A 16,756-nucleotide genomic window follows, 5' to 3' on the forward strand; every position below is an offset into this window, starting at 1 on the left:
CGTGTTGCCCAACCGGGCCGCCGCCGAAAGGATCAGCTGATGGTGAAGTCGTCGGCGTAGAGGGCACTTTGGCCGTACCAGCCGTGGACGTACACCGTCACCGCGCCGGACGCGCCGGTCGTGAACGGCACCGACAGCTGCGTCCAGCCGCTGCTCGAGGTCCACGTGCTGGCGTTCGCGCCGCCCCGGACCCCGACGTAGGCGTAGCTGCCCTGCACCCACGCCTTGAGCGTGTAGGCGTGGTTCGGTGCGAGCGTGACGTTCTGCGCCGCTTCCCCGGTGGCCGAGGAGGTGGGCACCACCTGCAGCGCGTGGGTCCCGGAGTGGGCCGGGGTGGCGACGATCGCGTCACCCGCGGCGCTCCACGGGCTCAGCGCGCCGGTCTCGAACCCGCCGTTGACGACCGAGCCGGCCGGGACGGTGCCGTTGACCGTGAGGGTGAAGGTGGCGCTGTGGCTGCCGGAGGTCCCGGCGCCGGTCACGGTGAGCGGGTACACGCCGGGGACCGCGGCGGCGGTCGTGGCGACCGAGAGGGTCGCGCTGCCGCCCGCGGTCACCGAGCCCGGGCTGACCGACGCGGTGACGCCGGCCGGGGCGCCGGTGACCGAGAGCGTCACCGGCTGGGCGGAGCCGGACGTCACGGCGGTGCTGATCGTCGCCGAGGTCGAGGCGCCCGGGTTCACCGCGGCCGAGGCCGGGTTCGCGGCGAGGGAGAAGTCGTTGCCGGGCACGGTCGTGCCGCCGGTGAACGGTGCGAAGGCGTGGCTGAAGAACCACGTGTCCTGGGCGATGCCGGAGCAGTTGTCCGCGGCGGCGCCGCCGGGGCAGCTGCCGTTGTCGCGTTGCAGGGCCCAGAACGACAGCTCGTTGATGCCCTTCGAGACCGCCCAGTTGTAGACGGTGGCCGCGTCGGCGGTCGTGAACGTCTCGGCCGGGCCGAAGTCGTCGACGCCGATCATCTCGGTGATCCCGACCATCGCCCACAGCTGCGCCTGCGTCTTGCCCGGGTACAGCGCGCCGAGCTGGGAGACCAGCCCGGTGGCCGAGGTCTGGGTGTCGGTGGCCATCTCGTGGGCGGCGTTGTCGTAGTAGTCGAAGGTCATCATGTTGACCACGTCGACGCGGGTGCCGTTGCTGACGGCGTTGCGCAGCACGGCCAGGCCGCTGTCGGCGAGGCCGCGGGTGGTCGTGGGCAGGGTGTAGGAGATCTGCAGCGACCGCCCGGACGCCGCGGCCCAGTCCTGGACCTTCTTGATGGCCTTGTTGCGGCGGTCGATCCCGGCGGAGTTGGTGAGCGAGTTGTCCTCGATGTCCATGTCGAGCCGGGGGACGTCGTAAGTGGTGATCACCGACTCGTAAGCGGCGGCGATCGAGTCCACAGAGGAGCAGCTGTCGGCGATCTCGGTGCCCGTGTTGTCGGCGGTGTAGCCGCCGAAGGACGGGATGACGTCGCCACCGCGGGAGCGGATGGTGCCGATGTCGGAACCGAAGACGCCGGTCGAGATCGGCATCCCGGTGTCGCCGTTCCAGTAGACGGTGCAGGAACCCTTGGTGGCGGCCTGGATGAAGGCCATCGTGAGGTGCTTGGCGCCCGACTGCTGGGCCAGCGCGGCGGGGCTTTCGCCGGTCCAGGCTTCGAAGTACGGCGCGAAGACGTGCGCGGGCAGCGGCGGCGCGGCTTGGGCGGTCCCGGCGCCGGTGACCAGCGAGCCGGTCGAGATCGCTGCCAGGGCAAGCAAAACGGACATTCGGGAGAAAGGTCTGCGTCGACGCATCTGCGCTCCAGTGCCGGCGGGGAGCCGTGCCGCGGCGTAACACGGCGAGAACGTCTTCAGGATTGGATCAGACCAATATCGGCGTCAAGGTCTAGACCATTAAACCGGCCGGATGGCCGCACACGTTGCTCGCTCCCCAATCGACGGCCGATGACCGCCTGTGAGCAACAATCGGATACAAAAACGTGCGAACTCCTGCGATCTGCCGGTAGCGTGCGCGTCCATGCGGGTGAAATGGGGGAACATTGGACAGCGCAGAGTGACCAAGCCGTGGCGTGCGGCACCGAAGGCCGCCCTCTCCAGCCCGCTCACCCTCATCGTCGCGGCGGTGACCTCGCTGCTCGCCTGCTTCCTCGGCACAGCCGCGGTCCTGCAGGCCTCCGCCGCCGGCGGCGCGACGATCGCCTACCAGACCGGGATCACCTGCCCCGACAGCTACGGCCCGGTCTTCGGCAAGGGCAACATCCCCGTCCAGGACATCCCGGCCGTGACCGGCGCGGTGCAGCGCCACGCCGGCGCACACGGCTTCGGCACCCCCGTCGTCGGCCAGTACACCACCGTCCTGCCCGGCACCCAGTTCAACGGCGACCCGAACTACAAGATCCGCCTCGCCTACCGCGACCAGGCCGGTCTGGACAACCTGACGCTGCAGCAGGGCAGCCGCGCCCCCGGGCTGTGGCTCGGCAACGTCGTCGCCGACGCCGAGCACATCGGCATCGGCACCAAGCCGAGCATCCGGGGCGACGTCCTGCCGCCGGTCACCGGCATCTACCGCGACCTGGTCGACCCGCCACCGCGGTGGTGGTGCTCGCAGCAGTCCGGCGCCGTCGTCGACCGGCTCGCCAACGACCCCATCGACTCGATCGTGTTCGCCACCGACCGCAAGACCTTCGACGACACGGTCCGCGCGATCGGCCTGCCGAAGATGCAGTACTTCCACATCTCCTTCTACGAACCGGCCCCGGCCACCCTCAGCGCGGCCGAAGACCTCCTGCAGCGCTCCCGCGACCTCGTCGCCGACGTCCGCGCGGACCTGACCGCCCAAGGGCTCGGGAACCTGGTCCCCGGCGACGTCCCGACGTTCGATCGCTCGGTGCAGATCGCCCGCCAGGCCCAGGACAACGTGTTCGTCTCGATCCTGCCGCTCGCGCTGATCAGCGTCCTGGTCGGCTGCGCCGGCCTCGGCACCGTCGCCCTGCAGTGGTACCAGCGGCGGCACGCGCAACTGCGGCTGCTTTCCGCGCGCGGCAGCGGCCCGGGCGCCCTCGGCGGCCTCGCCGTCGCCGAACTGGGCCTGCCCATCCTGCTCGGCGGCGCCCTCGGCGCGGCCGCCGCCCGGCTGCTGCTGGGCGTGTACGGCCCACCCGGCGCGCCCGACCCCGACGCCGAACTGCGCGCCGGCATCGTCGCCGCGGGGGTGCTGGTGGTGTCGCTCGCGCTGCTGGCCCTGGTCGTCGCCGTGCGGGCGCACCGGGAATTCGAACTCGGCCGCGTCCGCCGCGCAGGCCACCGGATGCGGCTGCTCGGGTACTTCCCGTGGGAGCTCGCGACCGCCGGCATGGCGTGGCTCGGCTGGACCCGCCTGGCCCACTACAGCACCGGCTCCCGCCTCGGAAATCCATTACCCCAGGTCGATCCGCTGGCCCTGACCTACCCGGTGTTCGTCGTGCTCACCGTCGGCCTGCTGACCGCGCGGCTGGCGTGGCTGGCCCTGCACGCCTCCCACCGGGCCCGGTTCTGGTCACGCCCGGCCCTGCAGCTGGCGATCCGGCGGCTGGCCGGCGCCCGCGCCCCGGTGACCGGCGTCCTGGTCATCGGCACCCTCGCCATCGGCACGCTGGCCACCGGCATCGGCATCGCCAACGGCCAGGAAGCCGCCCTCGACACGAAGTCGGCGATCTTCGTCGGCGGCAACGCCCGCCTCGACACCGACAGCCCGATCGGGATGGGCACCGTCGCGATGCCCGCCGCGCTCGCCGGCACCAGCACCGTCGTCGGCGAGCTGACCGGCACCGGCAGCGTCGTGCTCGTCATCGACCCCGCAACGTTCACCAAGGGCGCCGCCGTCGGTGACATCCCGGCCGGCGACCTCGACGGGCTGCTGCGGAAGATCTCCCAACCCGACCCCCGCGGCACCCCGGTGATCCGCGTCGGCCACACCGCGAAGCAGAGCGCCCAGCTGCCCGGCGGGCTGCGCGACGCCGTCACCGTCGCCGACCTGCCGGTGTTCCCGATGATCGGCACCTCACCCGGCTACGTCGTCTCCCGCACCGCGCTCGACCACGGGCAGCTCGACGGGATCCCGAAGTGGAGCGTCCTGACCGGCGCGTCGCTGGCCGACGCGACCGCCGCCCTGCGCGCCGCGGGCGTGTTCATCCCCAACCGGATCAGCCGCGAAACCGCACTCGACGGCCTGCCGTTCTTCGTCGTGTCGTGGACGTTCTCGTTCGTCGCGCTGCTCGGCGCGGTCCTCGGCGTCGTCGCGATCCTCGCCCTGCTCGTGGCGGTCGAAGTCCGGCGACGGCAGAACGCCCTCGCCGGAGCGCTGGTGCTGCGGATGGGCATGCGGCCGCGGACCCTGCTCGCGAGCCACCTGATGGAACTCGGCGCGCTCAGCGGGCTGGCGATCGTCGTCGGCGTGGTCTGCGGGGTCTCCGTGGCCGGACTGTCGGTGCCGCGCTTCGACCCGGCGACCTTCCTCGCCCCACGCTCCGAACTACCCGACCCGCTGCCGTTCGTGCTGACCGTGCTCGTCGTCGGGGTGCTGGTGGTGGCCCTGGCCGGCTGGATCGCGGTGCGCTCGGTGCGCACCGCCCGGACCGCGGAGCTGATCCGTGCCTGACAAACCGATCTTCTCCCTGCGCGGCATCGGCGTCGACTACCCGACCCCCGCCGGCGTCGTCACCGGCGTCGACGACGTCAGCTTCGACGTCCCCGCCCGCGGCATGACCGTGTTCGCCGGACCGTCGGGCTCCGGGAAGTCGACCCTGCTGCGCGTACTGGGCCTGTTCGAACAGCCCGCACGCGGCACACTGACCTTCCAGGGCGCCGACGTCCGCAAGCTCAAGCACCGCGAGCGGCGCGCACTGCGACGCCACCACCTCGGGCTGGTGTTCCAGAACCCGTCCGACAACCTCCTCGGCTACCTTTCGGTGGCCGAGAACCTGCGCGCCGCGGCCGAAGCCGCCGGGACCGACTGCAACGCCGAGGACATCCTCGGGCAGCTCGGCCTGCACGGCACCGGCGACTGGAAGATCTCCGCGCTCTCCGGCGGACAGCAGCAGCGGCTGGCGTTCGGATGCGTGCTCGCCGCGCGCTCCACGGTGATCCTGGCCGACGAACCGACCTCCCAGCTCGACGAAGCCTCCGCCGACCTCGTGCTGGACACGCTGCAGTACCTGGTGGACCAGGACTTCGCCGTACTGGTCGCCTCCCACGACGAACGCCTCATCGACCTCGGCGCGCGTGTGGCCCGGCTGCACAAGGGCACGCTCGACGGCGTCGAAGAACGGGAGCCGCAGCGATGACCGCCCAGATCGCGCCGTCCATGCTCGAAGCCGTCGGGCTGCGCCGCAGCTTCGCCCACCCCAGCGGCGACATCGAGGTCCTGCGCGGGCTCGAACTGCGCGTCGCCGCCGGCGAGCTCGTGACGGTCTCGGGCCGCTCCGGCTCCGGCAAGAGCGCTCTTTTGGCGCTGCTGTGCGGGTTCGACTCCCCCGACTCCGGCTGCGTCCTGCTCGACGGCGTCCCCATCAGCGGCGCCCCGCCGTGGCACACCTGCGCGGTGCTGCCGCAGGCCCTCGGGCTGGCCAACGAACTGACGATCGCGGAGAACGTCGCACTGCCCCTGCGGCTGCGCTCCGACGTACCCCGCCCGGCGCCGGCGGCGATCCACTCCCGCGTCACCGAACTGCTCGACGAGCTGGGCATCGGCGAGCTCGGCGACCGCTACCCCCTCGAGGTGTCGTTCGGGCAGCAGCAGCGCGTCGCCCTGGCCCGCGCCGTCGCCGGGAAGCCCCGGGTCCTGCTCACCGACGAGCCCACCGCCCACCTCGACGCCGGCAGCACACCCCGGGTCCTGCGCCTGCTCCGCCGCTGCGCGGAGGAGGGAGCGGCGGTGATCGTCGCGACCCACGACGACGAGGTCCACCGCATCGCCGACCGCCGCGTCCGCCTCCTCGACGGAGTGCTCACCGCCCTCCTGGACTAACCGGGGCGGACCTTCCGCGTTCGGCTGGGGTCCCGCACAGCGATGTCTTGAATGAGTCATTCAGGACGCCGGAAGACCTGAATGACTCATTCAAGACATAGGGTCGGCCCGCACTAACCGATCAGGAATCGAGAAGCGCTGGTCACCGGGCCGCGAATAGCGTCATCGCCGTACCGCACCACCGACTTCAGGAGCAACCCGCGATGAGCACCCAGGGGATCAAGACCGTTCTCCACCCCGTCACCGACGTGGCCGCCGCCAAGGCCGTCTACACCGCCCTGCTCGGCATCGAACCCGTGGCCGACGCCCCCTACTACGTCGGCTACGACACCGAAGGCCAGCACATCGGCCTCGTGCCCAACGGCGCGCAGCAGGGCATGACCGGCCCGGTGACCTACTGGCACGTCAGCGACATAGCCGCCAAGCTCGCCGAGGTGACCGCCGCGGGCGCGAAGGTCAAGGACGAACCGAAGGACGTCGGCAACGGCCGCCTGGTCGCGACCTTCACCGACGCCGACGGCAACGTCCTGGGCCTGCTGGAGGACCCCGCCTAAGCCAGCGCGGTCGCCCGGCTGACCTCCTCCCAGGCCGCCAGGTCCGCCGCGAGCGCCTCATGCTGGGCCCGGATCGCCGCCACGGCGTCCGCGCCCAGCGCGAGGTGCAGCGGCGCGTCCGCACTGCCGACCGCGCGCACGATCGCCGCGGCCGCCTTGGCCGGGTCGCCCGGCTGGGTGCCGTCCATCGACTCGACCGCGTCCCGCGTGCCCGACGTCGACACCGCGTAGGCGTCGATCGTGCGGGAACGATGCATGCGGCCGCCGCCGAACTCCGTGCGGAACGCACCCGGCTCCACGATCAGCACCCGCACCCCGAACGGCTTCACCTCTTCCGCGAGAGCCTCGGACAAGCCCTCCAGCGCGTACTTCGCCGCGCTGTAAGCACCGAAGCCCGGCATCGACAGCTGCCCGCCCATCGAACTGATCTGCACCACCGTGCCGCTGCCCTGGGCACGCAGGTGCGGCAGCACCGCCTTCGTCACCGCCACCGCACCGAAGAACATCACCTCCATCAGCGCGCGCAGCTCCTCCAGCGTGAGCTCCTCGACCGCGCCGACCGACCCGTTGCCGGCGTTGTTGACCACGACGTCGATCCGGCCGAACTCCTCCAGCGCGGTCTTCACCGCGGCGTCGACCTGCCCGGCATCGGTGACGTCCAGCGCCGCGGTCCGGACCCGGTCCCCGCCACGCTCCCGCAGCTCGCCCAGGGCCTCCGGGCGCCGCGCGGTGGCCAGCACCCGGTCACCCGCGGCCAAAGCGGCCAGCGCGATCTCCCGCCCGAACCCGGCCGAGCACCCGGTGATCAGCCAGACGCGGCCATCGGTGTTCGTCATCTTCACGTTCCTCCCAGTGGTGTCCTCCCTGCCATCCTGGGGACGATCACGACCGCGCCGCCAACATCGATCTCCTGCCGGGGCTACAGTCCCAGCCTGTGACCCCCGAGCTCCGGCAGCTTCGCTACTTCGTCGCCGTCGCCGACGAAACCAGCTTCACGCGCGCCGCCACCGGCCTCCACATCGCCCAGCAGTCGCTCTCCCAGCAGATCACCGTCCTCGAACGCAGCCTCGGCACGCGCCTGTTCGACCGCGACCCCCGCGGCACCCGCCTCACCGCCGTCGGCGAACTCTTCCTGCCCGAAGCACGCGCGGTCCTGGCCCGCGCCGACGAAGCCGTCGCGACCCTCGCGCGGGCCGTGCGCGGCGAGATCGGCACCGTCCGCCTCGCCTTCCTCACCACCACGGCGAACTACCTGCTGCCCCCGGTGGTCCGCGCCGCCCGCGAACGGTTCCCCGACCTCACGGTGACGACCGCCGAAGCCTCGATCGCCGAACTCGTCGACGGCCTCCGCGAACACCGCTTCGACCTCGCCTTCACCCGGCCACCCCTGGTCGACGGCCTCGCGTCCCGGACCCTGCTCACCGAGGAAGTGTGCGCCGTCCTCCCCACCGGCCACCCCCTCGCCGCACGCCCGTCGCTGAAACTCGCCGACCTGGCCCGCGAACCATGGGTGCTGACCCCGCGCAGCACCTGGGAACCCTGGCACCGCAGCTACGATGCCGACTTCGCCGCCGCCGGCTTCACCCCGCACGTCGTCCAGCGCGCCGCCACCGTGCAAGGACTGCTCGGCCTCGTCGCCGCCGGCGTCGGAGTCACCCGGCTCACCCGCTCCTCCCACAGCCTGCGCCGCAGCGGCGTCGCGTTCGTGCCCCTCGAGGACGAAGTCGCCCGGACCGAACTCGTCTGGGTACCCGGCCACGACAACCCCGCGATCCCGGTCATCGCCGACGTCGCCGCCGAACTCGCCGCGACCACCGACCTCACCGAAGCCGGATAGCACGCCCCGAATCGCGAAGGTTGCCCGATCTCGCCGCATTCACATCGAAAGTTGATCGACAAGCCCATTTCGTTGACAACGGTGATCACCTTTTCTTGTTGACGCCCAACCGGCAACGCCAATAGCCTGTTCAATGTCAACGAATGAATTTCTTCGTTCTGGGGAAATCGGTTTCAGCGAAGGAGCCGCGGGATGAACTCGCCCGAAGTCCGCCCACCGTCACTGGAAGACGGCGGATCCGCGTTGTTCGCATGGGTCGACGAGATGCGCGAGAACCACCCGGTCATCGAGGACGACAACGAAACCTGGCACGTATTCCGACACGCCGACGTCCGCCGCATTTTCACCGACCACCAGACATTCTCCTCCGACCCGGGATTACTCCTCCCGGACACCGCCGAAGCCGTCCGCGGCAATATGGCGGCCGTCGACCCGCCGGTCCACCACCGCCTGCGGAAACTGGTCAGCAAAGCCTTCACCCCCAAAGTCGTCGCCGACCTCGAACCGCGGATCGTGACCGCCACCGACACCCTCATCACCGAAATGGCGCAACGCGACGACCCCGACCTCATCCGCGACCTCGCCTACGCACTACCCGTCGTGGTCATCGGCGACCTCATCGGCATCCCACCCGAAGACCGCACCCTCTACCGCGGCTGGGCCGACGCCCTGCTCGCCGGCGGCGCCCCCCAGGAAGACGGCACCTCCCTGACCGAGGTCATGGAGACCTACCTCGCCGCCCTGCTCGCCCAGCGCCGCCGCAACCCCGAAGACGACCTCTTCAGCGCACTCGCCCACGCCGAAGTCGACGGCGAACGCCTCGCCGACCACGAAGTCCTCAACTTCGCCTCCCTGCTGCTGGCCGCCGGCCACATCACCACCACCATGATGCTCGGCAACACCGTGCTCTCCCTGCACGAATTCCCCGACGCCGCCGCCGCGGTCCGCCGCGACCCCAGCCTCATCCCCAGCCTCCTCGACGAAGTCACCCGCCACCGGCCCCCGATCATGCGCCTCCTGCGGATCAGCACCACCGACGTCGAACTCGGCGGCGTCACCATCCCCGCCAAGTCGATGGTCACCCCCTGGGTCCTCGGCGCCAACCGCGACCCGCGCCACCACACCCGCGCCGCCGAATTCGACCCCCGCCCCCGCCCCCGCAAGGAAGCCAACCTCGCCTTCGGCGGCGGCGTCCACTTCTGCCTCGGCGCACCCCTGGCCCGCCTCGAAGGACGAGTCGTGTTCGAACAACTGCTGGACCGCTTCGACGACATCCGCGTCCGCGACGGCGTCCAGGTCGGCTACCCCTCACCGATGATCTTCGGCGTCCGGGAACTACCGGTCGAACTCGTCCCCCGCCACGCCGTCGCCCGCACGGCGTGACCGGTGACGCACACCCCGCCCACCCCTGATCCGTAGACTCGACGACGATGCGACGTCTCAAGTGGTACTGGGGAGCCTTGGTCCTCGCGTGCGTGGCCCTGCTGGCCGGATTCTTCGTCTTCTTCGGCTCCGAAAGCAAAAACGGGCAACCGCAACCCCGGCAGGGCCCACCCGGCACCGGACCGCTCACCGTCGTCGCGATGGGCGACAGCACCGTCTCCGGCGAAGGCGCCGGCCAGTACACCCCCACCACCAACGGCCAGGGCGGCAACTGGTGCCACCGCTCCCCCAACGCCTTCGTCGACAAGATCGCCATCCCCGGCATCACCGCCCACGTCAACCTCGCCTGCTCCGGCGCACCCGCCGAACAGGTCGCCCTCGGCGACGTCAAGCAGTGGACGGAACCCTCCCAGGCACAACAGCTCGCCGCGCTCGTCAAGGACCACCGCGTCGCCGCGGTCGTGATCGCCGTCGGCGCGAACGACGAACCGAAGTTCTCCAGCCAGGTCACCGACTGCTTCAAAGCCTGGTTCAACGCCGTCGGCCCGCCGTGCAGCACCGCACTCAAGCAGACCTGGCAGTCCAAAGTGGACGCCATGGTGCCCAAGGTCGCCACCGCCGTCGCCGACGTGAAGAAGGTGCTGGCCGCCGCCGGGTACGTCCCCGCGGACTACCAGCTGATCCTGCAGTCCTACGCCGCCCCGATCGGCCCGGACCTCCCCGAGGAACTGCGCAGCCTCAACGGCTGCCCGTTCCGCGTCGAAGACCTCCAGTGGATCTCCCAGACCGGCATCGGCGTGCTCTCCGCCGGCCTGAAATCCGCCGCCCAGCAGACCGGCGCACGGTTCCTCGACCTCGCGAAGGCCGGCGTCAAGCACGAAGCGTGCAGCGGCGGCGCCAACCCGGCGACCGAGTGGTTCACCCGGCTGACGCTCCAGCTGGCGGACCTCGGCCAGGCCGACCGCGCGGGCCACGCGCTCCAGGAGTCGTTCCACCCCAACGCGGCCGGCCACGCGGCGATCGCCAACTGCCTGACGGAGTTCATCGCGGCCCGCGACGGCAACGCGTCCTGCCTCGCGGGCGCGGACGGGAAGCTGCACGCGGCCCCGGAGGTCGTCGCTCGCTGACCCCCTCGCTCTGAGCGGCTTTAGGGGTGACGCGGGCGCTTACCGGACCGTTGTTCTTCAGCCCTGTCGAGCGGTATAGGCCGTTATACACTCAGAGATCGAGGGCGGCTCGCAGGGCGATGTCGATGCGCTCTTGGACCTCGAGGTCGATCTCGGCGATGCGCTCGTCGAACCACGGCCGGTAGAGCCGGGTCAGGTTGAGCGTCGACACCCAGTACCGGGCGTCGATCGCGACACCGAGGATGTCCTGTGGGTCGCGTTCGAGCAGTTCGGTGCCGAGCAGCCAGGGGCGCTCGGACTCGTTCACCCCGTCCGAGGACAGCAGCACCACGGTGCGTTGCCGGGCTGGTTCGGTTGGGGGGTGGTACGTCCAGACTTCACCCCTGCGCACGCAGATCCTTCTCCGCCGCCGCGAGCTCGGCCTCGTCGATTTCGGCGACGGCCGGTTCCGGCTTCTGCGGGGTGTAGCCCGTGCGTACCGCCTCGCGCCTGGCTGCCTTCGACAGCCAGGACGAGACCGAGATCCCGTGTGCTTTCGCGGCGCGTTCGGCGAAGTCCAGGGCGCCACTGTCCAGTGAAAGAGTGACCTTACGTGTTGCCATACCTTTTACCGTACCAGCGCCCCGGCCGCCGGGCGGAGCGCTGGTGTCAGAACGTCGGCGAACGTCCCTCGAACGGCGTAGAGAGCACCACCGTGGTCCTCGTCGACACCTTCGCGGCCTCGCGGATCCGGCGCAGCAGATCCTCCAGGGCCAGCGGCGACTGGACGCGCACCAGCAGGATGTAGGACTCGTCGCCGGCCACGGAGTAGCACGACTCGATCTCCTTGATGTGCTGGATCCGCTGCGGGTAGTCGTCCGGCGCACCCGGGTCGTTCGGTGTCAGCGAGATCAGCGCCGTCAGCGGCAGGCCGATCTGCTCGCCGTCGAGCCGCGCGGTGTACCCGAGGATGACGCCACGCTGCTCCAGGCGGCGCACCCGCTGGTGCACCGCCGACACCGACAGCCCGACCCGCTCGGCGAGGTCGGTGAAGCTGCGCCGCCCGTCGGCCGCGAGCTCCTGGACGATCGACTGGTCCAGCGGCTCCAGGCCGCCGACCGTCATGCGTCCAGCACGACGAGCTCGTGCGGCTGGTTGTTGACGGACTCGACGCCGTCCGCGGTGACGATGACGATGTCCTCGATCCGGGCGCCCCAGCGGCCCGGCTGGTAGATGCCCGGCTCGACGCTGAAGGCCATGCCCGGCTCCAGCGGCAGCGCGTTGCCCGCGATGATGTAGGGCTCCTCGTGCACGTCCAGGCCGATGCCGTGGCCGGTGCGGTGGATGAAGTACTCGCCGAACCCGGCCTCGGCGATGACGTCGCGCGCGGCCGCGTCGACCGCCTCGGCCGTCACGCCCGGCTTCACCGCGGCCACCGCGGCGGCCTGGGCGCGCTGCAGCACCGCGTAGGTCTCGGCCACGTCGGCGTCGCGCGGGGTGCCGACGGCGTAGGTGCGGGTCGAGTCGGAGTTGTAGCCGGCGGGCAGCGGGCCGCCGATGTCGACGACCACGACGTCACCCTTCTCGATGACGCGGCCGGAGACGTCGTGGTGCGGGCTCGCGCCGTTCGGGCCGGACCCGACGATCACGAAGTCGGCCTGGACGTGGCCCTCCTCGACGATGGCCGCGGCGATGTCGGCGCCGACCTCCGCCTCGGTGCGGCCGGGCCGCAGCCACTCGTGGACCCGGGCGTGCACGCGGTCGATGGCCGCACCGGCGTCCCGCAGCGACGCGACCTCCGCGGCGTCCTTGCGCATCCGCAGCTCCCGCACCACCGGGCCGGCCAGCGTCTGCTCGGCCGCGCCGAGCGCGGTCCGCAGGGCCAGGACGTGCAGGGCCGGGGTGAAGTCGCTGACCGCGACGCGGCCGGGCTTCCCGAGCCGGTCCGCGACGAGCGCGTACGGGTCGTCGCCGTCAACCCAGGTGACCAGCTCGACGCCCAGCTCGTCGGTGGGGACGTCGGCGTACCCGGGCGCCTCCAGCTTCGGCACGACCAGCGCGGGGGTGCCGTCGGCGGGCACGACGAGGGTGGTGAGGCGCTCGAACGAGCCGCCGGCCTGGCCGATCAGGTAGCGCAGGTCGGAACCGGGCGCGATCAGCAGGGCATCGGTGTCCGCGGCGGCCGCGGCCGAGCGGGCGCGGTCCAGGCGGGCCCGGAGGGCGGCGGCGTCGGGGGCGGGCGTGTGGAGGGAACGGCGCGACATGAAGCCGAGCCTAGTGGGGCGGCCCGGGTGATCCGCCCGCCCGGGCCCACGACATGCCGTGCCGGGTGACGCGGCTCGCGCACGCGCTCCACTCCCCCGCGGCTTCAGTTCTCTTGACGTGCCGTTCACGGCCTCCCGAGCACCGCCGCGGCGGTGCGCGTGCGCGTGGCTTGCCCCGAGCCACCGCCCGGCGTGGCAGGCTGTGCGGGTGACCGGATCCCTTGCCCTGCTCGACTCCGCGAGCCTGTACTTCCGTTCGTTCTTCGCCCTGCCCGACTCGATGCGCGCGGCCGACGGGACGCAGGTCAACGCCGTGCGCGGGTTCGCCGACACGATCGCGCGGATCCTCACCGACCGGCACCCGGCCCGGCTGGTGTGCTGCCTCGACGCGGACTGGCGGCCGAAATTCCGCACCGACCTGCTGCCCAGCTACAAGGCGCACCGGGTGGCCGAGGAGAACGGCACCAGCCCCGACGTCGAAGAAGTGCCCGACACGCTCACCCCGCAGGTCCCGATCATCCTCGACCTCCTCGAGGCGTTCGGGTTCGCCACCGCGGAGGCGGCCGGCTACGAGGCCGACGACGTCATCGGCGCGCTGGCCACCCGCGAGACGAAGATCCCGGTCGAGGTGATCACCGGCGACCGCGACCTGTTCCAGCTGGTGCGCACCGAGCCCTCCCCCGCGTCGGTGATCTACGTCGGCAAGGGCTGGGCCAAGGCCGAGGTGCTCGGCCCGGCCGAGATCGCCGAGCGCTACAGCCTCCCGATCGAGACCGCCGGACCGGCGTACGCGGACATGTCCATGATGCGCGGCGACCCCTCCGACGGGCTGCCCGGCGTCGCCGGCATCGGCGAGAAGACCGCCGCCAAGCTGATCACGCAGTTCGGCAGCCTCGCCGCGCTCCTGGAAGCATCGGCCGCGAGCGACCCCCGCGTCCCGCTCAAGACGCGGCTGCGGCTCGCCGACGCCGCCGACTACCTGGCCGTCGCGCCGACGGTGGTCCGGGTCGCCGTCGACGCGCCGGTGGAGCAGTCCCGCCCCGACACCGTGCCCGCGACCCCGGCCGACCCGGACCGCGTGGCCGAGCTGACCGAACGGTGGAACCTCGGCAACTCCACCGAACGGCTGCTCAAGGCCCTGCCCGGCGTCTAGAAGTACGTGCCGCACCACGGCGCGGCGATGGTGGTGAACAGCTCGTCCGCCCGGGCGAGCGCCGCCGGGTCGTGCACGGTGATCCGGCCGGCCTCCGCCAGTGCGGTCGCGCCCCACTGCCCGAGGTAGAGCATGCCGAGGGTGTCGGCGTCGAGCGCCAGATCGGCCGCGGCGTCCGTGCGGCGGGCGCCGTCGGGCGAGACCTCGTAGTGCCCCGTGTTGGCCGGCAGCATCCGGTCCGCCACCGCGAGGACCACCGGCCCGGCCGCCCGGTAGGTGCGGGCGGCCAGCGCCGCGGCCACGTCGACCGGCCGCAGCCACAGGTCGTCCTCGACGTCGGTGGTGTGGGCGTGCCGGTGGTCGGCCAGCAGCAGGGCGAGCGGCTCGTCGACCGGGCGGTAGCGGGCCCGCACCCCGGAGACGAGGTCGATCGACAGCAGGAACCGCCACAGCGCCGCGCGCGCGACCGGGTCCGCGGCCAGCAGCTCCCGGACCTTCAGCACGGCCCCTTCGTCGGGCGAGGCCAGGGTGCGGCGGTCCACCGTGTCGTACAGGACGAACCCGTCGTCGCCGTCCGGTCCACTGTGGACGGCGACGACGTGGCTGCCCTTCGGCCCGACGAGCCGGTCGTGCGCGATCGGCCACCACTCGGCGGGCCGGCCGATCATCCCGGCCCGGTGCAGCCCGATCCGCCGGTACAGCGCCGGAATCTCCGTCAGGGCTTCCTCGGGTGTGAGCATCCGGACGTCGCCGGCCACCGGGACGCGTTCGTGCAGCCTCGCCGCGGGCCGGGGCAGCCACACGGTCTTGCCGAGCGCGGCCGAGCCGTAGCCGAACCGGCCGTAGATGGTCGGTTCGCTGGCGTGCAGGGCGGCCAGGGGGATTCCGCGCGCGGCGAAGTCGTCCAGCTGCACCGCCATCATCGCGGTGAGCACCCCGCGGCGGGTGCGGTCGGCGCGGACCCCGACGCCGTCGACCGCACCGAGCGGCAGGACCGCCCCGCCGGGTACCGCGATCTCGGTGTCGAACGAGCTGGCGATCCCGATCGGGGTCGCGCCGTCGAACGCGCCGAACTTGTGCGCGGCGGGCCACGAATCCCCGTACTGCGCCCAGGATTCGTCACTGATCCGGTCGGTGTGCAGTGAACGCCCCAGCAGGTCCAGCGTGGCGCGGCGCTCGTCCTCGGTGACGGCGCGGACGTCGAAGTCGGTCATGCCGCCGATCCTGCCGTCCGGCCCCGCCCACGGCATCCCGATTTTCCGCCGGCCGCTCAGAAGTGCGTGCCGCTCCACGACGCCACCCGGGTCCCGAAGAGCGCGTCGGCGTCTGCCAGCACGCTCGGGTCACGGACCTCGATCCGGCCCGCACCGGCCAGCGCGGACGGCCGCCACGTGCCGAAATAGACCATCGCGAGAGTGGTGACGTCGAGCCGGAGCGCCGCGGGCTCCCCGGTGCGTTCCGCGCCCTCGGGGCCGATCCGGTACGTGCCGCCGTTGGCCGGCAGCAGCGGGTCCTCGACCTCGACGACGACCGGCGCGGCGTTGCCGTACTCGCGGGCGGCCAGCGCCTTCGGGACGTCGACGAGCCGGATCCAGTGCTCGTCGCCGACCCGGTCGACCGTGGCGGTCCGGTGGTCTTCGAGGATCAGCTCGATCGGCTCGTCGAGCGGACGGGCCTCCGCGACGATCCGGTCGACCAGGTCGATGCCCAGCAGGAACCGCCACAGCCCGGCGAACGCGGCCGGCGTGCCGGCGAACATGTCCAGCAGCTGCAGGTTCTTCGTCCACGGGTGCGCCTGCAGACCCTCGACGTAGTAGAACGCCAAGCCGTCCGGCCCGTCGGGGCCGTGGTGCACGGCGGCCCGAAACGGCTGGGGGTTGCGCCGCGACTGTGCCTCGTACAGCCGCCACAGCACCTCCGGACGGGACATCCTCCCGGGCCGGCCCGCCAGGCGCTCGTAGATGCCGGGACCGACCTCCAGGGCCTCGTCCAGCTCGAGCAGCCGGACCTCCCCCGCCGCCGGCACGTCCGGGCGCAGCCGGGCCCGGTGCCGGTCGACGCTGTAGGTGCGGTGCCGCAGGGCCAGTCCGTAGCCGAACCGGCCGTAGATCGGGGCCTCCGACGCGAGCAGGCTCGCGAACACCATCCCGCGCGTGGCGAAGTCCGCCAGCTGCGCCGCCATCAACGCCCGCAGCACGCCCCGCCGGGTCCGGTCCGCGCGCACGGCCACCCCGGTGACCCCGGCCATCGGCAGGCTCGCCCCACCCGGGACCGTCAGCTCGGCGTCGAAGGACCGCGCGGTGCCGATGAGCCCGGTGTCGAACGCACCGAGCGTCCGGCCGGGCTGGTACGCGCGGGACACGCGCTCCCAGTCGGCGTCGGCACACGGCGGCACGTGCAGGCTCGCGCGGAAGAGGTCACCCGCCGCGCGGACCTCGTCGTCACGCAGTGTCCGGATCTCGAAGTCGCTCATC

General features: G+C 71.9%; 16 protein-coding genes. 8 read left to right on the plus strand and 8 right to left on the minus strand.

Annotated elements, in window-relative coordinates:
* Positions 1-32: 32 nt before the first annotated feature.
* Positions 33-1,748 (minus strand): glycosyl hydrolase family 18 protein, encoded by a 1,716-nt coding sequence (locus tag QQ657_RS26435; protein ID WP_284744947.1) that lies wholly within the window; start codon positions 1,746-1,748, stop codon positions 33-35.
* Between the two features lie 286 nt (positions 1,749-2,034).
* Between QQ657_RS26435 and QQ657_RS26440 the strand changes: the two genes are divergently transcribed.
* The 4 genes from QQ657_RS26440 (at position 2,035) to QQ657_RS26455 (ending at position 6,539) form a co-directional block, all read left to right on the plus strand.
* Entirely contained in the window at positions 2,035-4,617 is a 2,583-nt protein-coding gene (locus QQ657_RS26440; RefSeq protein WP_284744948.1) for an FtsX-like permease family protein, read from the plus strand.
* Positions 4,610-5,302, plus strand: coding sequence for an ABC transporter ATP-binding protein (locus QQ657_RS26445; RefSeq protein ID WP_284744949.1), 693 nt, complete (start codon positions 4,610-4,612; stop codon positions 5,300-5,302). Before QQ657_RS26440 ends, QQ657_RS26445 begins: the two co-directional genes overlap by 8 nt.
* Positions 5,299-5,985 (plus strand): ABC transporter ATP-binding protein, encoded by a 687-nt coding sequence (locus QQ657_RS26450; protein ID WP_284744950.1) that lies wholly within the window; start codon positions 5,299-5,301, stop codon positions 5,983-5,985. Before QQ657_RS26445 ends, QQ657_RS26450 begins: the two co-directional genes overlap by 4 nt.
* A gap of 203 nt (positions 5,986-6,188) precedes the next feature.
* The gene (locus QQ657_RS26455) at positions 6,189-6,539 is read left to right on the plus strand and encodes a VOC family protein (protein ID WP_284744951.1); all 351 of its coding nucleotides are present in this window, start codon (positions 6,189-6,191) and stop codon (positions 6,537-6,539) included.
* On the opposite strand, the gene QQ657_RS26460 is transcribed toward QQ657_RS26455, so the two are convergent.
* Positions 6,536-7,375, minus strand: a complete 840-nt coding sequence (locus QQ657_RS26460) for an oxidoreductase (protein ID WP_284744952.1) — start codon at positions 7,373-7,375, stop codon at positions 6,536-6,538. The genes QQ657_RS26455 and QQ657_RS26460 overlap by 4 nt on opposite strands.
* Positions 7,376-7,473: 98 nt before the next feature.
* Between QQ657_RS26460 and QQ657_RS26465 the strand changes: the two genes are divergently transcribed.
* From QQ657_RS26465 to QQ657_RS26475, 3 genes are all read left to right on the plus strand, one after another.
* Positions 7,474-8,376 (plus strand): LysR family transcriptional regulator, encoded by a 903-nt coding sequence (locus QQ657_RS26465; RefSeq protein ID WP_284744953.1) that lies wholly within the window; start codon positions 7,474-7,476, stop codon positions 8,374-8,376.
* Positions 8,377-8,568: 192 nt separating this feature from the next.
* Entirely contained in the window at positions 8,569-9,759 is a 1,191-nt protein-coding gene (locus QQ657_RS26470; RefSeq protein WP_284744954.1) for a cytochrome P450, read from the plus strand.
* A 47-nt stretch (positions 9,760-9,806) separates the two neighbouring features.
* On the plus strand, positions 9,807-10,886 hold the full coding sequence (locus QQ657_RS26475) for a GDSL-type esterase/lipase family protein (RefSeq protein ID WP_284744955.1): 1,080 nt from the start codon (positions 9,807-9,809) through the stop codon (positions 10,884-10,886).
* Positions 10,887-10,977: 91 nt separating this feature from the next.
* On the opposite strand, the gene QQ657_RS26480 is transcribed toward QQ657_RS26475, so the two are convergent.
* The 4 genes from QQ657_RS26480 to QQ657_RS26495 are packed head-to-tail and all read right to left on the minus strand — an operon-like array spanning position 10,978 to position 13,129.
* Positions 10,978-11,277 carry a hypothetical protein gene (locus QQ657_RS26480; RefSeq protein ID WP_125316436.1) on the minus strand — a complete coding sequence of 100 codons (300 nt, stop codon included), beginning with the start codon at positions 11,275-11,277 and terminating at the stop codon, positions 10,978-10,980.
* Positions 11,264-11,488 carry a hypothetical protein gene (locus QQ657_RS26485; RefSeq protein ID WP_284744956.1) on the minus strand — a complete coding sequence of 75 codons (225 nt, stop codon included), beginning with the start codon at positions 11,486-11,488 and terminating at the stop codon, positions 11,264-11,266. The genes QQ657_RS26480 and QQ657_RS26485 overlap by 14 nt, the downstream gene beginning before the upstream one ends.
* Positions 11,489-11,534: 46 nt before the next feature.
* Complete coding sequence (locus tag QQ657_RS26490; protein WP_247023285.1) at positions 11,535-11,990, minus strand: Lrp/AsnC family transcriptional regulator; 456 nt, start codon at positions 11,988-11,990, stop codon at positions 11,535-11,537.
* Positions 11,987-13,129, minus strand: coding sequence for a M24 family metallopeptidase (locus QQ657_RS26495; protein ID WP_284744957.1), 1,143 nt, complete (start codon positions 13,127-13,129; stop codon positions 11,987-11,989). Before QQ657_RS26495 ends, QQ657_RS26490 begins: the two co-directional genes overlap by 4 nt.
* 208 nt (positions 13,130-13,337) lie before the next feature.
* On the opposite strand from QQ657_RS26495, the gene QQ657_RS26500 reads away from it, so the two are divergent.
* Positions 13,338-14,282, plus strand: coding sequence for a 5'-3' exonuclease (locus QQ657_RS26500; protein ID WP_284744958.1), 945 nt, complete (start codon positions 13,338-13,340; stop codon positions 14,280-14,282).
* Here the strand turns inward: QQ657_RS26500 and QQ657_RS26505 are convergent.
* The gene (locus QQ657_RS26505) at positions 14,279-15,496 is read right to left on the minus strand and encodes a GNAT family N-acetyltransferase (protein ID WP_284744959.1); all 1,218 of its coding nucleotides are present in this window, start codon (positions 15,494-15,496) and stop codon (positions 14,279-14,281) included. The two genes, QQ657_RS26500 and QQ657_RS26505, sit on opposite strands and share 4 nt — an antisense overlap.
* Positions 15,497-15,552: 56 nt before the next feature.
* Positions 15,553-16,755 (minus strand): GNAT family N-acetyltransferase, encoded by a 1,203-nt coding sequence (locus QQ657_RS26510; RefSeq protein WP_284744960.1) that lies wholly within the window; start codon positions 16,753-16,755, stop codon positions 15,553-15,555.
* Between the last annotated feature and the right edge of the window lies 1 nt (position 16,756).

Source organism: Amycolatopsis ponsaeliensis (assembly GCF_030182635.1).
GTDB classification, from domain to species: Bacteria; Actinomycetota; Actinomycetes; order Mycobacteriales; family Pseudonocardiaceae; genus Amycolatopsis; species Amycolatopsis ponsaeliensis.